This is a genomic window from Psychrobacter sp. DM4 (genome assembly GCF_051307035.1).
Taxonomy (GTDB): Bacteria; Pseudomonadota; Gammaproteobacteria; order Pseudomonadales; family Moraxellaceae; genus Psychrobacter.
Genome location: NZ_CP195536.1, coordinates 1,465,814 through 1,484,810, shown reverse-complemented (window position 1 = coordinate 1,484,810; position 18,997 = coordinate 1,465,814). Strand labels below are relative to the sequence as shown.

The 18,997-nt window shown below is 44.4% G+C and carries 15 protein-coding genes; 8 read left to right on the top strand and 7 right to left on the bottom strand.

Translation table 11 applies throughout. The annotated features are described in order from the left end of the window. Nucleotides 1-24: 24 nt before the first annotated feature. The 5 genes from ACR64G_RS06315 to ACR64G_RS06295 form a co-directional block, all read right to left on the bottom strand. Nucleotides 25-1,545 carry an exonuclease SbcCD subunit D C-terminal domain-containing protein gene (locus ACR64G_RS06315; RefSeq protein ID WP_435978475.1) on the bottom strand — a complete coding sequence of 507 codons (1,521 nt, stop codon included), beginning with the start codon at nt 1,543-1,545 and terminating at the stop codon, nt 25-27. A 201-nt stretch (nt 1,546-1,746) separates the two neighbouring features. Then, nucleotides 1,747-3,411: a uroporphyrinogen-III C-methyltransferase gene (cobA, locus tag ACR64G_RS06310; RefSeq protein ID WP_435978474.1), complete on the bottom strand. Its 1,665-nt coding sequence runs from the start codon at nt 3,409-3,411 to the stop codon at nt 1,747-1,749. A gap of 274 nt (nt 3,412-3,685) precedes the next feature. Beyond that, entirely contained in the window at nt 3,686-4,324 is a 639-nt protein-coding gene (locus tag ACR64G_RS06305) for a phosphoadenosine phosphosulfate reductase domain-containing protein (protein ID WP_435978473.1), read from the bottom strand. A gap of 75 nt (nt 4,325-4,399) precedes the next feature. Beyond that, complete coding sequence (locus ACR64G_RS06300) at nt 4,400-4,996, bottom strand: DUF934 domain-containing protein (RefSeq protein ID WP_435978472.1); 597 nt, start codon at nt 4,994-4,996, stop codon at nt 4,400-4,402. Beyond that, entirely contained in the window at nt 4,989-6,674 is a 1,686-nt protein-coding gene (locus ACR64G_RS06295) for a nitrite/sulfite reductase (RefSeq protein ID WP_435978471.1), read from the bottom strand. Before ACR64G_RS06295 ends, ACR64G_RS06300 begins: the two co-directional genes overlap by 8 nt. Before the next feature lie 337 nt (nt 6,675-7,011). Between ACR64G_RS06295 and sat the strand changes: the two genes are divergently transcribed. The 6 genes from sat (at nt 7,012) to ACR64G_RS06265 (ending at nt 13,991) form a co-directional block, all read left to right on the top strand. Then, on the top strand, nt 7,012-8,271 hold the full coding sequence (gene sat / locus ACR64G_RS06290) for a sulfate adenylyltransferase (protein WP_435978470.1): 1,260 nt from the start codon (nt 7,012-7,014) through the stop codon (nt 8,269-8,271). A 331-nt stretch (nt 8,272-8,602) separates the two neighbouring features. Further along, a complete protein-coding gene (locus ACR64G_RS06285) occupies nt 8,603-9,724 on the top strand; it encodes a sulfate ABC transporter substrate-binding protein (protein ID WP_435978469.1) in 1,122 nt (373 codons plus the stop codon). Between the two features lie 335 nt (nt 9,725-10,059). After that, nucleotides 10,060-11,148, top strand: a complete 1,089-nt coding sequence (locus ACR64G_RS06280) for a sulfate ABC transporter substrate-binding protein (RefSeq protein ID WP_435978468.1) — start codon at nt 10,060-10,062, stop codon at nt 11,146-11,148. A 244-nt stretch (nt 11,149-11,392) separates the two neighbouring features. After that, complete coding sequence (gene cysT, locus ACR64G_RS06275; protein WP_435980661.1) at nt 11,393-12,223, top strand: sulfate ABC transporter permease subunit CysT; 831 nt, start codon at nt 11,393-11,395, stop codon at nt 12,221-12,223. Between the two features lies 1 nt (nt 12,224). Continuing rightward, nucleotides 12,225-13,154, top strand: coding sequence for a sulfate ABC transporter permease subunit CysW (gene cysW, locus ACR64G_RS06270; RefSeq protein ID WP_435978467.1), 930 nt, complete (start codon nt 12,225-12,227; stop codon nt 13,152-13,154). 114 nt (nt 13,155-13,268) lie between these two features. After that, nucleotides 13,269-13,991: a sulfate/molybdate ABC transporter ATP-binding protein gene (locus ACR64G_RS06265; protein ID WP_435978466.1), complete on the top strand. Its 723-nt coding sequence runs from the start codon at nt 13,269-13,271 to the stop codon at nt 13,989-13,991. A 134-nt stretch (nt 13,992-14,125) separates the two neighbouring features. On the opposite strand, the gene ACR64G_RS06260 is transcribed toward ACR64G_RS06265, so the two are convergent. Together ACR64G_RS06260 and ACR64G_RS06255 are read right to left on the bottom strand one after the other, a co-directional pair. Next, a complete protein-coding gene (locus ACR64G_RS06260; RefSeq protein ID WP_435978465.1) occupies nt 14,126-14,458 on the bottom strand; it encodes an ArsR/SmtB family transcription factor in 333 nt (110 codons plus the stop codon). Between the two features lie 510 nt (nt 14,459-14,968). After that, complete coding sequence (locus ACR64G_RS06255) at nt 14,969-16,345, bottom strand: DHA2 family efflux MFS transporter permease subunit (protein ID WP_435978464.1); 1,377 nt, start codon at nt 16,343-16,345, stop codon at nt 14,969-14,971. 228 nt (nt 16,346-16,573) lie between these two features. On the opposite strand from ACR64G_RS06255, the gene yghU reads away from it, so the two are divergent. Next, on the top strand, nt 16,574-17,404 hold the full coding sequence (gene yghU, locus ACR64G_RS06250; RefSeq protein ID WP_435978463.1) for a glutathione-dependent disulfide-bond oxidoreductase: 831 nt from the start codon (nt 16,574-16,576) through the stop codon (nt 17,402-17,404). 280 nt (nt 17,405-17,684) lie between these two features. Further along, on the top strand, nt 17,685-18,806 hold the full coding sequence (locus tag ACR64G_RS06245) for a DUF1176 domain-containing protein (RefSeq protein WP_435978462.1): 1,122 nt from the start codon (nt 17,685-17,687) through the stop codon (nt 18,804-18,806). Nucleotides 18,807-18,997: the final 191 nt, after the last annotated feature.

The following is an 18,997-nucleotide window of genomic DNA, read 5'->3' as shown; positions in this document are numbered from 1 at the left end:
ATATAGTGAGGCAAAGATAAGTCGTTATTCCGCCCGACTGTCATCATGATAGATATTATGAAGTATCTGCTGATAGGCGTCTCGTAACGAATCCCGCTGAGTATCAGCGATATCGTGCATGTCTAAGCAGCGCTCAAAGACCGCTTCTACCTTTAGGTCTTGTAGGGTCTCAGAGCTCTGCTCTTGATTGAGCACTTTTTTATAAGAGTTAGTATCTTTGGTCAATAATATTTCAAGGTTTGAATTTTCAGCCATCTCGTTGACTTGCTCTTTAAGACCGCTGATGATCTCATTACCATTGTAGATAACTTCGAGCCATATAGACTCATTTCTATCGATGGCTTTAATAGTAGTGGCGATGGTTTCTAAATCGCCAGAGACTTGTGCTAATTTTTGGAAGCAAGGGATAGAGTGAGAGATAACTTGCATACTATTTTTGCTATTAGCATATAGAACCTTGTGATCACCAGAATGAAGAGTGCTAGAGTCCATTGCATTACTCAGCGGCTGATGAGGAGTGTTATTTTCTTCAACAGCAGTGTCTAAATCGTCAAAGCCGAATAAATCATCAATTAACGCATTAGTATGATTAATTGTTTTTTTAGTCACCTTTTCAATAGGCTTTACCAGTGTATTAGGCAACAGATCATTAGGTTTTACCAAGTTAGATTTATTTAATACTTCGCCAAACTGGATAAGCAATACTTGCTTTTGCTGGCGCGCTTCGCCAAATCCCATCGCGATAGGCGAGCCTGAGTAGCGAATATGCTCACAACCCCCAACTCGCTGCGGCACGTGCAGATGCCCAAGCGCGACATAGTCAAAGCACTCATCAAACATCTCAGCAGAAACCTTACCGAGTGAGCCGACATAAAGCTCGCGTACGCCGTCATCTTCTGTGGTCTTGCTACCAGCAGCAAATAAATGCCCTGTCGCGATGATAGGAATATGCCGCTGATGTTTTTTATTCAATAATTCTTGTTCGGTTTTCGCTAATTGTGCGACTTCATCGTAGTGCGCGCGAATGCCTTTGATGACGTTGGCATCTTTGCTGTCAGCGGACTCGCCCGCGCTACTGCTGCGAACATCACGATCACGCAGATAGGGCACTGCGGCGATAATACACTGCGGCTGATCCTCATCATCCTTTAGGATTAAAACCTCGTCATTTAAATCCTCGCAAGCGGTACCGATGACATGCACATTTAAGAATTTAAGCACTTGACTTGGCGCATCTAAAAAGGTCGGGGAGTCATGATTGCCTGCGACGATGATGATATGCTGACAACATAGCGTTGACACTTTTCCCAAAAACTCATAATAGAGGGCTTGGGCGCGGTTGCTTGGCGTCATGGTATCAAAGATATCACCTGCGACGATAAGCACATCGACATTTTGCGCACTAATAGTACTCTCAAGCCAGCCCAAAAACGACTCGAACTCCTCATAGCGCATGCGCCCATAAAGCCTGCGCCCCAAATGCCAATCGGAGGTGTGCAAAATAGTTAAGGATTTAACAAGAGGAGCGACTATAGATGCGGGCATAGAGACACTTAAAAGCAGAGAGTAGATAGCATTTATTCTATCAAGAATCTCACAGCTTTAAATCACTTATCTCTACATTTTTTAGGTACAAATGCTTTGTATGCTATAACAGCAGATCGCGCCTACAAAAAAAGGCCATACCAAGACTACTAGTATGACCTTTTGGTTTATCTAATTTTGAATGTAATCAATTATTAGTTGCTATAAATTACTGCTTTGAGAGTCAGCTAAGGTAGCAATCATTGATAAAGCATGAGCATGTTGTCCATCAGGATGCTGCGATTGATTCTCAATAACTGGGTCTTTTGGCGTCGAGGCATTACCACCGCGTAGCCAATTACTAACCGTATCGTGATTAGCATCACTATGCTGCTTGTGTAAATTATACCACGCCAAATCGTGATGCAAAGCCACGACATCGCCCATGATGAGCAGAGCAGGCGTGGGTAGCTGAGTTTTATCTTGTAATGCCACAATCGTGTCAAGCGTCCCGGTTAAGATTTGCTGATTGGGCATACTAGCATTTGATACGATGGCGATAGGCGTGTTGGCAGGGCGACCTGCGTCGATCAGGCCTTCGGTTAAGCGTGGTAGCGAATGCAAACCCATATAAAAGACAACGGTCTCATCCGTATTCAAGAAGTTTTTAAAGTTGTTATTGGGCGCGCCTGCCTTTAAAAATCCAGTGACAAAACGTACGGACTGCGAGTGATCACGATGCGTGAGTGGAATGCCCGCGTAGCTGGCAGCCGCGTTGGCAGCGGTGATGCCTGGTACGACTTGATAGGGAATATGCTGCGCGCGTAGGCTCTCAATCTCCTCGCCGCCACGACCAAAGATAAACGGATCGCCGCCCTTTAGACGTACCACGCGGCGACCTTTTTTGGCCTCGTTGACTAATAGCTCATTAATACCTAATTGCGCGACCGCATGATTGCTGCGTTTTTTGCCGACATAGACTTTGTCCGCATCACGGCGACACAGATCAAGCACTTGCGGTGATACCAGCGCATCATAAAAGACAATATCGGCTTGTTGCATTAATCGTAGCGCTTTAAACGTTAATAGCTCAGGGTCGCCAGGACCTGCGCCAACAATATAGACCTCACCGACAGGCTGTTGGTCTTTATCGTCGTTATCACTAGCTGCTATATCTGAGTCGCTTGCATCGACTGACGCTATAGAGTCTTCGCTGGTCGTATTATCTACATTATTCTGACTAGCAATCACGGCTGCAGTCTCATCTAGATCCTTTTGCAACTGCGCGTTTGCTTCAGTCTCATTGCCGGCGAATATCAGCTCACTCACTTTGCCTTCAAATGCGCGCTCCCAAAACTGCCGACGACCAGTCAGCGTTGGAATTTTGCTTTTCACCTCCGTGCGAAAGTCGCCAGCCAGCTTGGCGAGTTTACCATAACCTTGCGGAATCAAGGTCTCAAGGCGCGCGCGTAATAAACGTGCTAGCACTGGCGCTTTGCCGTTTGATGAGATACCTATCACAATAGGATTACGATCGACAATGGCAGGGAAAATGAAGTCACATAAAGGCGGAGTATCGACGACATTAACAGGGATATTAAGCTCGGTGGCATCCGCGTGAATCTGATGATTTAGGGCCTCGTCATCGGTAGCAGCAATAATAACTCGCGCACCTGTCATATAGGACTTGTCGTAGTTTTGATAAATGAGACTGTGCTTGTCATCGCTGAGTAATGCCTGAATATCTGCCTCTATATCAGGTGCCAAAACAGTAATGTGTGCACCTGCGCGACTAAGCAAATCGGCTTTACGTAGTGCCACATCACCGCCACCGACGATCAGCACTTTGCGACCTTCTAGTTTAAAAAATAGGGGAAAGGTATTCATAGTAGGCTCAAAAAATATTTAAAGTGATATATATTCATTATGGAGTATTGCATAGAGCATCTCATCTAATGGATTAGCATTAGTATAGTTTATTTTTTCATAAGTGTAGGGGTTTTTGCGACTTATAGGAATAGATAAGCTAGAGCCTTTAATTAGACCATACACCGTCTAAGCTACACCAATATTGACCTTCAGCCATATCTGATTCTATAAATGTAAAAAAGCCCTCTCACTTTGAAAGGGCTTCTTGATGTCTACAGGTCAACCATAAAGATTACAGCTGAGTATGCAAACCACACTCACGGCTTTCTTCTACTTTAGTCGGATCAAAGTAATCATGCTCATTTGGCAAATTATGCTCATCTAGATAACCATCCAAATCGCTATCGGTCTTCTCAAACAAGGGTGCCACTTTTAACACGCCATCTTTTGATAAGCTGAGGACATCTAGTCCTTGACGAAACTCCGTTTGATCTTTACGAATAGCGTTGAACCAAACGTCTGGCTTTAGCTCATCGAGTGCACGGCGAAACGGCTCAAGCTTGACTTGCTCAGTGAACTCGTCATGCTGAGGATTATCAATCCCTGGGATACCGTTCATAGTCGCATCACGATGCGCAGCGGTTTGCTTAGGGATATAAGTGACTACATTTAAACCTAAGTCGTTGATGACTTTATTAGCAAAACGATAAGTGGCATCAGTGTTATAACCAGAATCTACCCACAGTACCGTAATATCAGGACGCTGCTTGGCCACTAAATGCAAAATAGCAGACTCATAAGGGCGAAAGTTCGTAGTAATAATTGGGTTCTTTGCTTGGCTGAGTGCCCATTCTACGATTTGCTCAGGGGATTTACCTTGCAAGTCTTGGTTGGCTTGATCGATATCTAAATTAGGATGTAATTGACTCATAAAAGTACTCTCTTAAATTATAGTGAATGAATGTAATCTTATTTCTGAATAGTTATATATTGTGCAAAATTAAAATCAAGATGCGGCAAACATAGGTAGAGCAGAGGCATCTCGACCGTCGTAGCTACTAGCTAATGCTGTAAAGGCTTGAGCGATATCGAAGTCAGATTGTAAATCATGCTCGTTCAATACGAAGCTATCGATACCTGATCTTAACAAGTAGGCAATTTGATCGCGCCCAAACTCGCCCGCTATACGAATTTCACCCGTGTAGCCCAATTGACGTAACGTATGCGCGTAACTAAATCCGCGACCATCGGTAAAGGCTGGGACATGAATGACAATTAAATCTTGAGTGAGTAGAAATTCGCTCAATCCTGCTAATTTATCCGCATCAGTATCTGAGGTCATCCAAACGCCAAGACGACTGGTTTGCTGGTTTAATAAATTATATACCTGTTGCAACAGACCACCTGCCAGCTCACCTGAAGCATCAAGCAAATCCGCTAATGGCAGTAGCAAGTCGATCTTTTCTTGCTTATTGAGCAGCTCAGTTAATGCAATCTCAGTCAACGCAACACCATCTGGCAGAGTATCAGTCGTGAGCGCCTGCCAGCTATCTTGTTCACTAATATCAGCACCCTGACTGTTTAATACATTGTGATTAGCCATAAACCTTTTCCTTAAAGGGATCGATTCCTACGCGGTCAACTAAATCGCCGAAACTCTCGACATCGTTCTCGTTGCTTTCGCGCAGATCGACATAGACATCAACGATTTTTTGGATGGTGTCAGCGACCGCTTCGGTAGGCACTGAGCGGCCTAAGATTTTACCAATCTTGGCATTATCACTAGAGTTACCGCCAAGGCTGATCTGATACCAGTTTTCACCTTTTTTATCAACGCCGAGGATACCGATATCGCCAGTATGATGATGCGCACAAGCATTGATACAACCTGACATGTTTAAACGTATATCACCTAGATCATAGAGATAATCCAAATCACTAAACTGCTTTTCGATCATCTCAGCGATGTTGTACGTCGTTGCATTGGCGAGTGAGCAGTAATCCCAACCGGGGCAGACAATCATGTCGGTCAAGGTATTAATATTTGGACGGGCTAGATGAAGCTTGACCAGCTGCTGCCATAGCTCATATAAATGAGCGACTTGCACATCGGCAAAGACTAAATTCTGCTGATAGGTCGCGCGGATTTCACCAAAGCTATAGTCATCAGATAGATCTGCTAGGGCATCCATTTGCGAATCGGTCACGTCGCCTGAAGGTACATATTTGTCATCGACAAGACCTGCTTTTAAAGAGATAACCACGCCGCGATAGCCACCGATTTTATGCGCTACGGTATTTTGGTTGTACCAGTTAGCGAAGTTTTTATCGTCAGTCAGTTGCTGTTGTAGCTCTGACTGTACTTGCAACGCATCGATGTTTAGGTAATCAGGCTCACTAAAAAAGCTAATAGCTGTCGCAAAATTATCATCAGTCAAGGTGAGTGCGCCATCTTTACTATGCGCTTCCCACTCAGCATCGACTAGCTTGGCAAACTCGCGTCCGCCCATACTCTCAACCAGTATTTTGATACGGGCTTTATATTTATTATCACGGCGACCATGCAAGTTATAAACGCGTAAAATTGCATCTAGATAGCTTAATAAGTGCTGACGTGGCAAAAACTTATTGATGACTTTACCAATAACCGGCGTGCGGCCAAGACCGCCGCCAACAATGACTTCAAAACCTAGCTCGCCTTCCTCATTTTGCTTGATATGCAAACCAATATCATGGACTTGCGTCGCTGCTCGATCATTTTCGGTACCGATAACCGCAATCTTAAATTTACGCGGTAAAAAGGCGAACTCGGGATGAAAGGTAGACCACTGACGGATAATCTCGCAATAGGGACGCGGATCAGCAATCTCATTTTGATGAATACCCGCATAAGGGTCAGTCGTCGTATTACGAATACAGTTGCCTGAGGTTTGGATCGCATGCATTTGTACTGACGCCAGCTCTGCCAAGATATCGGGCACTTCTTCTAATTTGGGCCAGTTGAGCTGTATGTTGGTACGCGTGGTAAAGTGACCGTAGCCTTTATCATATTTGCGCGTAATTTCAGCTAATTTGCGCAATTGATAGCTGGCAAGCAGACCATAAGGAATGGCGATACGTAGCATAGGCGCATAACGCTGGATATAGAGACCGTTTTGCAATCGCAGCGGTAAATACTGCTCTTCTGGTAACTCGCCTGCCAAAAAACGCTCCGTCTGATCGCGAAACTGGGCAACCCGTTCTTCCACTAGCGTTTGATCGGCGTAATTATATTGATACATAACGTACTCTCAGTTTATTTTAATCTTGTGCAGAGCCTATGAGGCAAGCGGCTCTACAAGTTATTAATACTATAGTAGTACTAATAGAGCCTTAGTGCTAAATTTTTGATGCCCAATCATTGCTATAAATGTTATCAAGGCAAAATGTCATTAATACGAAGTGTTATTGAGGCAAAAACAGACGTAAAGCAATATAGGGTCACATCATATAAGTTTACGCCGTAAAACATAAATTCCTTTAAGTCATATCCATATCCAAAGTCAGCATAAATTTTCATAACCAAAGTTAGGTAGCCTATGCATCATTCCTTTATTCCTACTATTTAAGGCTTCCGTTATGACAACCTCTATTCCTGCTCAGTCAGATGCTCAATCGAAACTTGTGCCGCCACATGGTAGCAATACCCTTAAACCTTTACTAATAGAGGGGCGAGAGCGTGAGGATGCGCTTAAACTTGCCAGCACTTTGCCAGCGATTACGGTAAGCTCGCGTGAGCGCGGTGATTTAATTATGCTAGGGATCGGCGGCTTCACGCCGCTTAACGGTTTTATGAATCAAGCGGACTGGCAAGGCGTGGTTGATGAGATGCGCCTCAAGTCTGGCGATAACGCAGGTCTATTTTGGCCGATACCGATTACTTTATCCGCACCAAAAAAGCTCACCGATACTTTGAACCAAGGTGATAAAGTCGCACTCATCGCTGATGATGGCGAAGTTATGGGTATTTTGACGGTTGAGGAAACTTACAATATCGATAAGGATCATGAGTGCCAGCAGGTCTTTACCACGACCGATCCTGAGCATCCAGGCGTACAGCAAGTATTGACTCAAGGTGAAGTCAACGTCGCGGGCAGCGTTATCGTGCTGAGCGAAGGCGAATTTCCAGCGCTATATCCTGAGATTTATAAAACCCCGAAAGAGACGCGCGAGATTTTAGATAATAAAGGCTGGAGAACCGTCGCTGCATTCCAGACGCGTAATCCGATGCATCGCTCGCATGAGTACCTAGCTAAAATCGCTATCGAGATCTGTGACGGCGTACTCATTCATTCATTGTTAGGTGCGCTAAAGCCCGGTGATATTCCCGCTGATGTGCGTCAAGATGCCATCAAAACTTTGATCGATAATTATTTTAGATCAGATACCGTGATTCAAGCGGGCTATCCACTAGATATGCGTTACGCAGGCCCTCGTGAAGCCTTATTGCACGCGGTATTCCGTCAAAACTACGGCTGTAGCCATTTAATCGTTGGTCGTGATCACGCAGGCGTCGGTGATTACTACGGTGCATTCGATGCCCAGACTATCTTTGATAAAGTTGAAAAAGACGATCTCATTACGCAACCGCTTAAAATTGGCTGGACCTTTTGGTGTAAGGCTTGTAATGCGATGGCCTCTGATAAAACCTGCCCGCATGAAGCTGTCGATCACGTCAAAGTATCAGGAACTAAGCTACGTAAAGCCTTGTCTGAGGACGAAGAGGTGCCTGAGAACTTTAGTCGTCCAGAGGTACTAGAGATATTACGAGAGTACTATGCTGGTATTGCAATCGAGGAGCGTGCTGAAGTGAAGTTAACGGGTGCCTCTGCGGTATAAGTCTAGAACAACAACGTTTAAAGCGTAAAAAGCCAGTTCACACTGGCTTTTTTTTGTGCGTTTACGGTTGTCCTCGCGCGATATAGAATCCTAGAATTCTAAAATCTTCGATTGCACTCTAACTGACGCCTATTTATTCACTTATGCCAACTTGAACAGTTGATAAGCGAATTTGTCACTACGAATTATCAAAATCAGCTGCTAGCATAGCGCTCATTACCGCTGGCATCACTGTCAGCACCTTTTACCCGAGTCAATCAACCTTGAGTCCATCAAAGCTGCATAACTCTTTTAATAAATGCGCGTGACTCACCCCTTTGGATACCTCTTTATGAATACAAACGCTACGATTAAACCTGCCCGCTATAACTATCAAAACTGTAAATCAAATTTAAAGCGCTCTCGTATAGCGCTAATGACAAGCGCTGTAGTAGCCACTTCATTGCTGATGGCTTGTAGTCAAGCGCCCGCCACACAAGCAGAAAAAGACGCCGCGCAGCACGATATCAAATTACTCAACGTCTCCTATGATGTGTCACGTGATTTTTATAAGGAATACAACGCTTTATTTAAAGCCAATTATCAGGCGCAGTATCCGAGCAGTGAGGTTAAGATCGATCAATCACATGGTGGCTCTAGTAAACAGGCGCTATCTGTTGCCAACGGCTTACAAGCGGATGTGGTAACTTTAAATCAACAAAGCGATATGAATTTGCTTGTTGAAAAGGGTTTAGTTGCAACTGATTGGCAGCAAGCCTTGCCAAACAATGCAGTGCCCTATACCAGTACCATGGTGCTATTAGTGCGCAGTGGCAATCCAAAAAATATCAAGGATTGGCAGGATTTGGCGCGTACGGGCATCGAAGTCGTCATGCCTAATCCAAAGACTAGTGGCACAGCGCGCTACGCGTTTTTGGGTGCCTACGGTTACGGTCTTCATGAGTTCGTTGAGGACGCTCAAAGCGCGCCCAAAACCGATACCTATATGCGTAAATTACTCGACAACGTCGTGACTTATGATAATGGTGCACGAGCGGCGACCACCAGCTTTACCCAGCGCGGGCTAGGGGATGTGCTTATTACTACAGAGAACGAGGCACATATTGTTGCTAGCAAATTTGCTCAGGGAAAAGTGGAAATCGTATATCCAAGCTACTCTATCGCTGTCAATAATCCAGTTGCTGTAGTCAAATCAGTGACCGATAAACAGGGTAGTACTGCGGCGGCCAACACTTATCTAAAGGGGTTATGGGATAAACCTGCGCAAGAGCTTATGGCAAAAATGTATCTGCGCCCAAGCGATGAAAAGATACTTGCAGCTTATCGAGATACGCTACCTGAGATTGAGACTTTTGAGCCGATAGCCGTCTTTGGCTCATGGCAACAGATTATGGATGACTTCTTTACTGATGGCGGGCGTTTTGATCAGTTGGCACAAAAGAGCACCTCATAAAGTCGTCCACCCTGAGCCAATTTAAGTTTTTATAGTTCGTTCAATATAAAAAAGATATAGCGAGACTGGGATGAATTTTTTGTAGCATCGAGCGGCGTAGGCACAGCATGCCCAAAAATTTATACCCGTTTCGCGTTATTAAATAACGTATCCATTTTATTTAGTATCGACTATAAGTCAAAAGTTTTAAAGGTGAGCATTTGAGGTTAATTGATTTTCAAAGAGGTGCTATTATTCCATTTTGGCAGAAACATACGCATATTCATCATTAAAGATAATAAGCTGGCGCTGTTAGCATACTGACATTACTTAATAAACCCCTATTTGAGGCATTTATGACTTACCAAGCCGAACCTTTTTATAAAAATAAAGCCATCAGCGCGCTCAGTATTGCAGGTATGGCGGTCACTCTCGGCCTAGCAGGCTGTAGTAATAATGACACTGCTGAGACAACCGCGAACGCCGATGGCACACCTAGCGAAAATATCGAGCTATTAAATGTCTCTTATGATGTGGCGCGTGACTTTTACAAAGATTATAACCCTATGTTCGTTGAGCACTACAAGTCTGAGAACCCAAATGCGACGGTTAATATCAAGCAGTCTCATGGCGGCTCAAGCAAGCAGGCACTGTCAGTTGCTAATGGCTTACAGGCAGACGTGGCGACGATGAATCAAGGTTCAGACATTGAGTTATTACAAAAAGAGGGTTTGGTCGCTAACGATTGGGAAGCGCAGTTCCCTGATAATGCGGTGCCATTCACGAGCACTATTGTTTTTTTAGTGCGTAAAGACAATCCTAAGAACATCAATGACTGGGAAGATCTGACCAAAGACGGCATTGAGATTGTGATGGCTAATCCAAAAGTGACGGGCAACGGTCGTTATGCCTTCTTAGGCGCTTATGGTTATGGCTTGCATGCTTTTGATAATAATGAAGACAATGCCAAAAGTTACGTTCGTGACATGCTCAAAAACGTCAAGGTTTACGAGAATGGCGGACGTGCGGCGACGACGACCTTTGTTCAGCGCGGTATAGGTGATGTGCTAGTCACTTTTGAGAACGAAGCTAACTTGGCGGCTACTCAGTTCGGCGCCGGACAAGTTGATATCGTTTATCCAAAATATTCTATTAAGTCAGAAAGCCCAGTGGCTATCGTCAATGCGGTCACTGATAAAAAAGGCACGACGAAAGCGGCCAAAGCTTATCTTGATTACTTATGGAGTGAGCCCGCTCAGCAGTTAGCTGCTGATTTATACCTGCGTCCTAGCGTAAAAAGCGTCCTTGATAAAAATGGCGACAAATTACCAGCTGTTGAAACCTTCCGTCCCAACGACGCTTTTGGTACGTGGGATGAGATTATGAGTACCTTCTTTAGCGATAACGGGGTCTTTGATCAACTAGCAATCAATGCACCGCAGTAATTAGCAATGTGCAAGTAGCTGTTCTATCTATAAACGCCAGCTATTATCAGACGATATCAAACACTAAGGGACATGGCGATCACTGCTATGTCCCTTATATTTGTAGTCTTTAACAGATTCAAGCATTTGATTGTCTTGATACGTTCAAGTCTATAAGACTAGTAAAATAAGAATAAATAGGACCATCATTATGAGCGCAAAGACTCCTTCTACCCGTACGTCTGAGCCTAATAGAGGCTGGCTTATGCGTTTGCGGCAGCGCAACGTGTTACCAGGATTTGGTCTGAGCATGGGTATTACTGTCTTTAGCTTATCCCTACTGGTGGTATTGCCGTTTGCGATGATGGCTTATACCACGACACAGATGGGCTGGGCAGGCTTTTGGGAGACCATCTCACAGCCGCAAGTGACCGCTGCAATTAAGCTGAGCTTGTGGATGTCATTTTTGGCCATGCTAACCAATATGGTGTTTGGCACCCTTGTCGCTTGGGTTCTGGTGCGTTATGAGTTTTGGGGAAAATCACTGATCAATGCCTTGGTTGATTTGCCGTTTGCATTACCAACAGCGGTGACTGGTATCTCGCTTGCGACGCTTTATGCGCCCAATGGTTTGATAGGGCAGTGGTTTGACAAGATTGGTATTCAAGTCGCCTTTACCCCTATTGGTATTTGGCTTGCGCTCGTTGTCGTCAGCTTCCCCTTTATCGTCCGCGCCGTACAGCCGGTACTTGCCGAATTATCCGTTGAATTTGAAGAGGCCTCTGCGGTACTTGGTGCCAATCGTTTGACTACTTTTCGTAAAGTTATTTTGCCTGAGCTTTTGCCAGCCTTATTTATGGGCGCTGGCATGATGTTTGCGCGCGCAACGGGCGAGTATGGTTCAGTCATCTTTATCGCAGGCAATATCCCAATGCAGTCCGAGATTTTACCGATTATTATTATCAGTAAATTAGAGCAGTTCGATATTCAAGGGGCGTCGGCAGTGGCACTATTTATGCTGATGATCTCCTTTGTTATTTTATTGAGTATCAATATCGTCCAGTGGCGATTGTCCCGCCGCGTAGGAGCACGCTAATATGCAAATAGCCAATAGCTACGACTACCAGAGTAATCCTGCGACCAAAGACACGCCATGGATCAGACGTACCTTTATCGGTATTGCTGTCTTATTTATGGTCATCATGCTGGTCATACCGCTACTTGCCGTGTTTTATGAGGCGCTCAAAAATGGTTGGGAGTTATATATTGCCTCCTTAGTTGAGCCAGAAGCGCTACAGGCAATTAAGCTGACCTTGCTAACAGCGGCTATCATCTTACCGATTAATATGGTAATGGGTATTGCTATTGCTTGGCTGGTCACACGTTATCAGTTCAAGGGCAAACAGCTGGTCACCACTTTACTCGATTTGCCATTTTCGGTATCGCCTGTGGTTGCAGGTTTGATGTTTATCTTATTGTTTGGCTTGAACTCGCCCGTTGGCGGCTGGCTTGAGAGTCTAGGATTTCAAGTAATCTTTGCTGTGCCGGGTATCGTCCTTGCGACACTATTTGTGACATTTCCCTTCGTGGCGCGTGAGCTGATACCTTTGATGCAAACTCAAGGAGACTCTGAGGAGCAGGCCGCGTTGACCCTTGGCGCCAGCGGTTGGCAAACGTTTTGGCATATTACTTTGCCCAATATAAAATGGGCATTGCTCTATGGTTTGATCCTAACCAATGCGCGTGCGATGGGCGAGTTTGGCGCGGTCAGCGTCGTATCAGGACATATTCGCGGTGAGACTAATACGATGCCGCTACTGGTTGAGATTGCCTATAACGAATACAACTTTACCGCAGCTTTTGCCTTGTCCAGTCTTCTTGCTGCTTTGGCGTTAGTGACCTTACTTGTGCAGCAGATTATGACTAAGATGCAATCACGTAAGTTTGCCAAGTCTGAGCGTTTAGCCGCTGCGCCCAAATTACCTGTGAGCGCCAATGCTACCGTTGATAACGAAACAGGTCGATAACTAAGATAAAGAGGTCTAAGATAAAGATAGTACGATAGACCATTTGACATGAAGAAGAGCCAACCTTATTAGCATCAAAATAGAATTAAATTAGCATCGATAAGAGACATCACTATGAGTATTGAGATAAGAGACGTTAATAAAACCTTTGGTGAATTTACGGCGTTAGATAATATCAATATCACCGTACCAACAGGTAAGCTCACAACTTTGCTTGGCCCCTCAGGCTGCGGTAAGACTACGTTATTACGTATTATCGCAGGGCTTGAATATGCTGACTCAGGTCATATATTGTTCGACGGCATTAACGTGACCAACACACCCGTACAAAAACGTCATATCGGTTTTATGTTTCAGCATTACGCTCTTTTTCGGCATAAAAACATCGCTGACAACATCGCCTTTGGTTTGACGTTATTGCCCAAAAATGAGCGTCCTAGTAAGACTGAGATCAAGCAGCGCGTGGCTGACTTACTAGAGCTGGTACAGTTACCGCAACTGGCCAATGCGTATCCGCATCAGCTCTCAGGGGGGCAGCGTCAACGTATTGCGCTGGCACGAGCCCTTGCGGTCAAGCCTAAGTTACTACTATTAGATGAGCCCTTTGGCGCGCTCGATGCTAAGGTGCGTAAGGAGCTACGCACGTGGCTCAAGAACATTCATCACGAGCTAGGTATCACAAGCATCATGGTGACTCATGATCAAGAAGAGGCGCGCGCTATATCGGATGAGATTGTGGTTATGAATCGAGGACGCGTTGAGCAAGTAGGGACGCCTGAGAGTTTGATTGAGCAGACCAGCAACGCCTTTGTTAGTGACTTTTTAGATTTGGTCTAGTACTTTTTGGATTTAATATAGTATCGACTGTCACAGCATTGAGCTCAACGGTTAAACAAAAAAAAGACCTATTGCAATAGGTCTTTTTTTTGAGCTTTATATTTAGATTAGGGACAATCACTTAAAGATCACTACTAAAGGTCAACAAGCGGAGCTTTTTGACCATCGGCATGTTTGACCATCGTCTCATGAGTGGACTCTAAGATAACTTGACACCATGCGGGCAAATCATTAGCGACTTCGTACCACATCCAAGTACCATCTCGTACCGCATTTAGCAGCCCTATTTTTTTGAGATGGTTCAAGTGACGCGATATCGTTGGCTGCGGCTGATCTAGCATATCGACCAATTCACCTACGCAGCGCGCTTCTTTTTTATACAAAATATAAAAAATGTTCAACCGAGTTGGATCGGACAAAGCTTTAAATAGTCCAAGCGGTTGCATTACAAAAATATCAGTAGACATAGAGTTATCCAACTTATGGTTTGATTTAAAAAGCACAATATATCAGCAGATGAATAAATAATCGAATATTGATTGAAAACTTTACAGTTTTTGTAAAAGCACTACTCACTACCAATATCCACTTACAAACATATAGTCAGTGTCATATTCATGTAATATTTACACATAACAATAACCTAGAGGGCGCTAACATAATTTTCAATTATTTCAAATATTTATGTGTCTTCAAAAAAATCTCTTAGACATCTGTTATTTGCTATCTTAAATAGTAACAGCGTATTTGGTTAAATGTTTTAGCCATCGTCCTATAAACTTTATCTACACTATATTTTATATCATGCATATAAGTAGTAGGAAGGCATCCTATGGCTGTCTAAATACATCATGAATAAGCTGATTTGTGCTTCAAAAGACAAAGGCGGTGATAATGATTCAAGACGAACGCGATGATGTAACTACGAAAACTGCTCATAGAGTCTTGTACTTTTATCCTAGAAAAGACTGCACACATCAATACAAGCCATCACCGTCTCTAGGTCCTAAACGCAAAAAATGCAATCCAGATAATATGGTTAAAATACCCAATATCCAGTAGGTCGTTTGAAAGGCAAGTAAGGTATCAAATTCCATGCGTTCACGCAATAGGTTTAAAACTGCCGCACCAAAAGCGATACCAAAACCAATAGCCAATTGCTGATTGACTGCCATCAGGCTATTGCCGCTACTCGTTTGCGTGCCTTGTAGATCGCCTATGGTTAAAGTGTTCATCGCACTAAATTGCATAGAATTACTAGCGCCCATCAAAATCAGCACCGGAATATACCACATCCAATAAGAGGGGTCATTGAACTGCGCGAGAACGATGATGAGCACGCCAAGTGAGATGGTATTGACAACTAGGACTTTACGATAACTATAACGCTGAATAAGTTTACTGACCCAAGGCTTGATACCTATTGCCCCAATAGCGATGGGCGCAAGAAGCCAGCCTGCTTGTGATGGCGAGTATTCAAACACTACTTGTAATAATAGCGGCAGTAAAAACGGGACAGCGCTAATACCAAGACGGGTAAATAGGTTGCCGACGATACCGATACGAAAGGTTCGAATACTAAATAAACCTAGCGGGAACAGGGGCGCTGTCTGGCGCTTGGCATGCCAAACGTATGCGCCTATCAATATCGATGCGATAATGCCAAGCAAGAGACCATATAGCCCGCGACCCGACTGCGCGCCAAATTCAACGGCTAGAGTGAATCCGCAGGCCGCTGCCGCAAACAAGCCAAACCCTGTCCAATCCAAACGCTGGGTATCCTCGAACAGAGCGGGCACTAGTTTGCGCCCCATGATGAATCCTAGCAGCCCCATAGGAATATTAATCAAAAATATCCAGTGCCAGCTGGCATACTGTACGATATAGCCACCAAGTACAGGACCAACTAGCGGGGCGATCAGCGCGGGAATGACCGCAAAATTCATGACGGTAAGCAGCTGGTTGCGTGGATAGGACTTGACCAAGATCAGGCGCGCAACTGGCGTCATCATTGCGCCGCCCAACCCTTGTATGATACGAGATCCTATCAAGATATCTAAAGTAGCAGAGGCGGCGCACATTATGGAACCAATGGAGAAGACAACAATAGCGGATAAAAACACGCGCCGAGTACCGTATTTGTCCGCCAAAAAACCACTAACCGGAATAAAAATAGCTAAGGCCAAAGCATAACTAATGACCGCCCATTGCATCTTAAGCGGCGATTCGCCCAAGGCTTGCGCCATCTGTGGAAGTGAGGTATTTAAAATGGTGGCATCAAGAATCTGCATGAACAAAGCTACTGCCAATACATAAGGCAAGAACTTTTGCTGAGTTGGGGTCAAGGTTACCATTATCGCCTAATGTTAAATGATCTAAGTCGCGCTAGTATAAGAACAACGCCTAAACAATAAAAGAGTAGCAAAGTAAACAGACAAGCCATACGTTATTACCAAAGAGGACTTTATTATCATAACTAGCGCCCGTTATAGTAAGGCGATATTATCACTCTCTCAAAATACGGTACAACATCTATAAACGTATACTATCGTATCCAATACACCACATTTAAAGGATGAACAATGAATAACACAGACAATCAAGCACAGCCCTATACACCGCCTAAAGTCTGGACACCAGATAAAGAAAACGGCGGCAAGTTTGCTAGCATCAATCGCCCAGAAGCCGGATCACGGCACGAGCAGGCGCTACCAGTAGGACAAGCACCACTACAGCTATATTCCCTAAACACGCCAAACGGTATTAAGGTCAATATCTTGCTAGAAGAATTAGCCGAACTTGGTATCAAAGAGGCGGCGTACGATGCGTACAAGATCGATATCTCTGAGGGCGACCAGTTTGGCTCAGGGTTTGTTGAGATTAACCCTAACTCCAAGATACCCGCTTTGGTCGATCACACGGGCGATACACAAGATGAGCCGCTCGCAGTATTTGAGTCGGGCGCAATTTTGATGTATTTAGCAGAGAAGTTTGGGCAGTTTATACCGATGGAGCAGGGCCGCGCACGCACCGAGTGTCTATCTTGGGTCATGTGGCAAATGGGTAGTGCCCCTTATTTAGGCGGTGGTTTTGGACATTTTTATGCCTATGCACCGTATCCGATGGAGTACCCGATAGATCGCTTTACTATGGAGACTAAACGTCAGCTCGACGTACTCGACAAGCATTTGCAAAATCAGACCTATATATGCGGTGATAGCGAAGCGGACTATAACATCGCCGATATCATTATCTGGGCATGGTATGGTCAGCTGGTACTAGGTAAGCTCTATGAAGCGAGTGAATTTTTGCAAGTTGATAGCTATCAAAATCTACTGCGCTGGGCACAACGCATAGCCAAGCGTCCTGCTGTGATACGCGCCGTTGACCTCCCTCTTCAATCTATGCGCTAATACTAAAGATAATAGTAATCCTTTAACTTTACAGTCAAGAACATCCCAAAATTTAGTTTAAAACAGCCTGATAAACTTAGTTTATTAGGCTGTTTTTTAATCAAGTCAACACATATGTAATGTTATTGATTATTGTTTAAGGAGTTTTACTTGGATTTATTGATTGCGCTATTACATAATGCTACATTGGTATAATACAAAGAAACATTACCGAGTTAGAATGAGGAGATGTTGTCTTTAGAGCAGAATATTCTTGCTTTACTAATGGAGGATCAGACTTATGGTTATGGTACAGATCAATAAACATCTAGCTAAAATAATAAAAAAACCAATAAGCGACAACCTCGTGTTCGCAACTCGCATTGCTATGGCACTTATGCTATCGAGCGCCTCTGTTCAAGCTGCGACTTCTTTAGAATTCACGCAGCAAGACTGGCAAGCAGTATGCGACAACACGCGTACTTGTCGCCTAGCAGGCTATCAAGCAGAAGGAAGTAGTGAGCAGCCTGTATCCATCTTGCTTGTACGCCGCGCAGGCGTTAATACTAGTGTTGAGGGCAAAGTCAAATTTGGGGGCGCTAAAGAGAGCTCAGCTAAAGCCCTTATGCAATTAGGTAATCGCCACCGCATATCGCTGTTTATCGATGATAAAGATCTGGGAGAGATAAAGCCATTTTCATCAGGGGATGCCGATCTTACCGCGCCGCAAGTCACAGCACTGTTGGGTGCGTTGGCAAAGTCGAGCAAGATTGAGCTGGTACTGCGTAATACGCGCTGGCAGGTCTCTGATAAGGGAGCAACTGCTGCTATGACGCATGTTGACGCTGTACAGGGCCGAGTGGGAACTACTAGCGCTCTAATAAAATCAGATAGTGCGACCAAACCCAATGATAGCGTGTTGCCCGCTGCTACTGCGCCTGCGCTTAATTTAGTATTGCCTAGCAATAAAACAACCAATCAAAGCACTAAGTTTGTGATGAGAGCGTCGAATCTTGCGACCATGCTCAAACAGACGCTGAACGATACTAGTAGCTGTCCTAATATCGCTGATGGCACCTCTTGGCAGATGACTCGTTTAAGTAGTACCAAGTTACTGGCGCAGCATAACTGCTGGACGGCAGTATACAATTCTGGCGCTGGAGCATGGGTTATTAATGATCGTAAGCCTTACAACCCGCAGCTCGTCACTACCAATGCCACTGAGTACAAAAGTGGCAAAATAAGCGCGATTCAAAAGGGCCGTAGTTTAGGAGACTGCATATCCAAGACGGATTGGATATGGACGGGCAAGCGTTTTGTCAAAAGTCATGAAAGCACGACGGGTCTATGCCGCATGGTAGAGGTAGGCGGTGCTTGGCAATTACCCACTTATGTGTCTGATGTCAATATAGTTCGCCCATAGCTTGCCTAATAGCGGTGTTGAGCGCCCATTTATAATAGTCATCGATAATCTTTAATATTGCTCTAAAAAAGACAGGAAGACCTCTTTTACTGTGCTATACTATGTCGCCACGCAATTCAATATTGTGTGAATTATGAGATTGATAACATCGCCTGCGATTTTGGGTCTAGGATGACCATGAGTAATTGTTG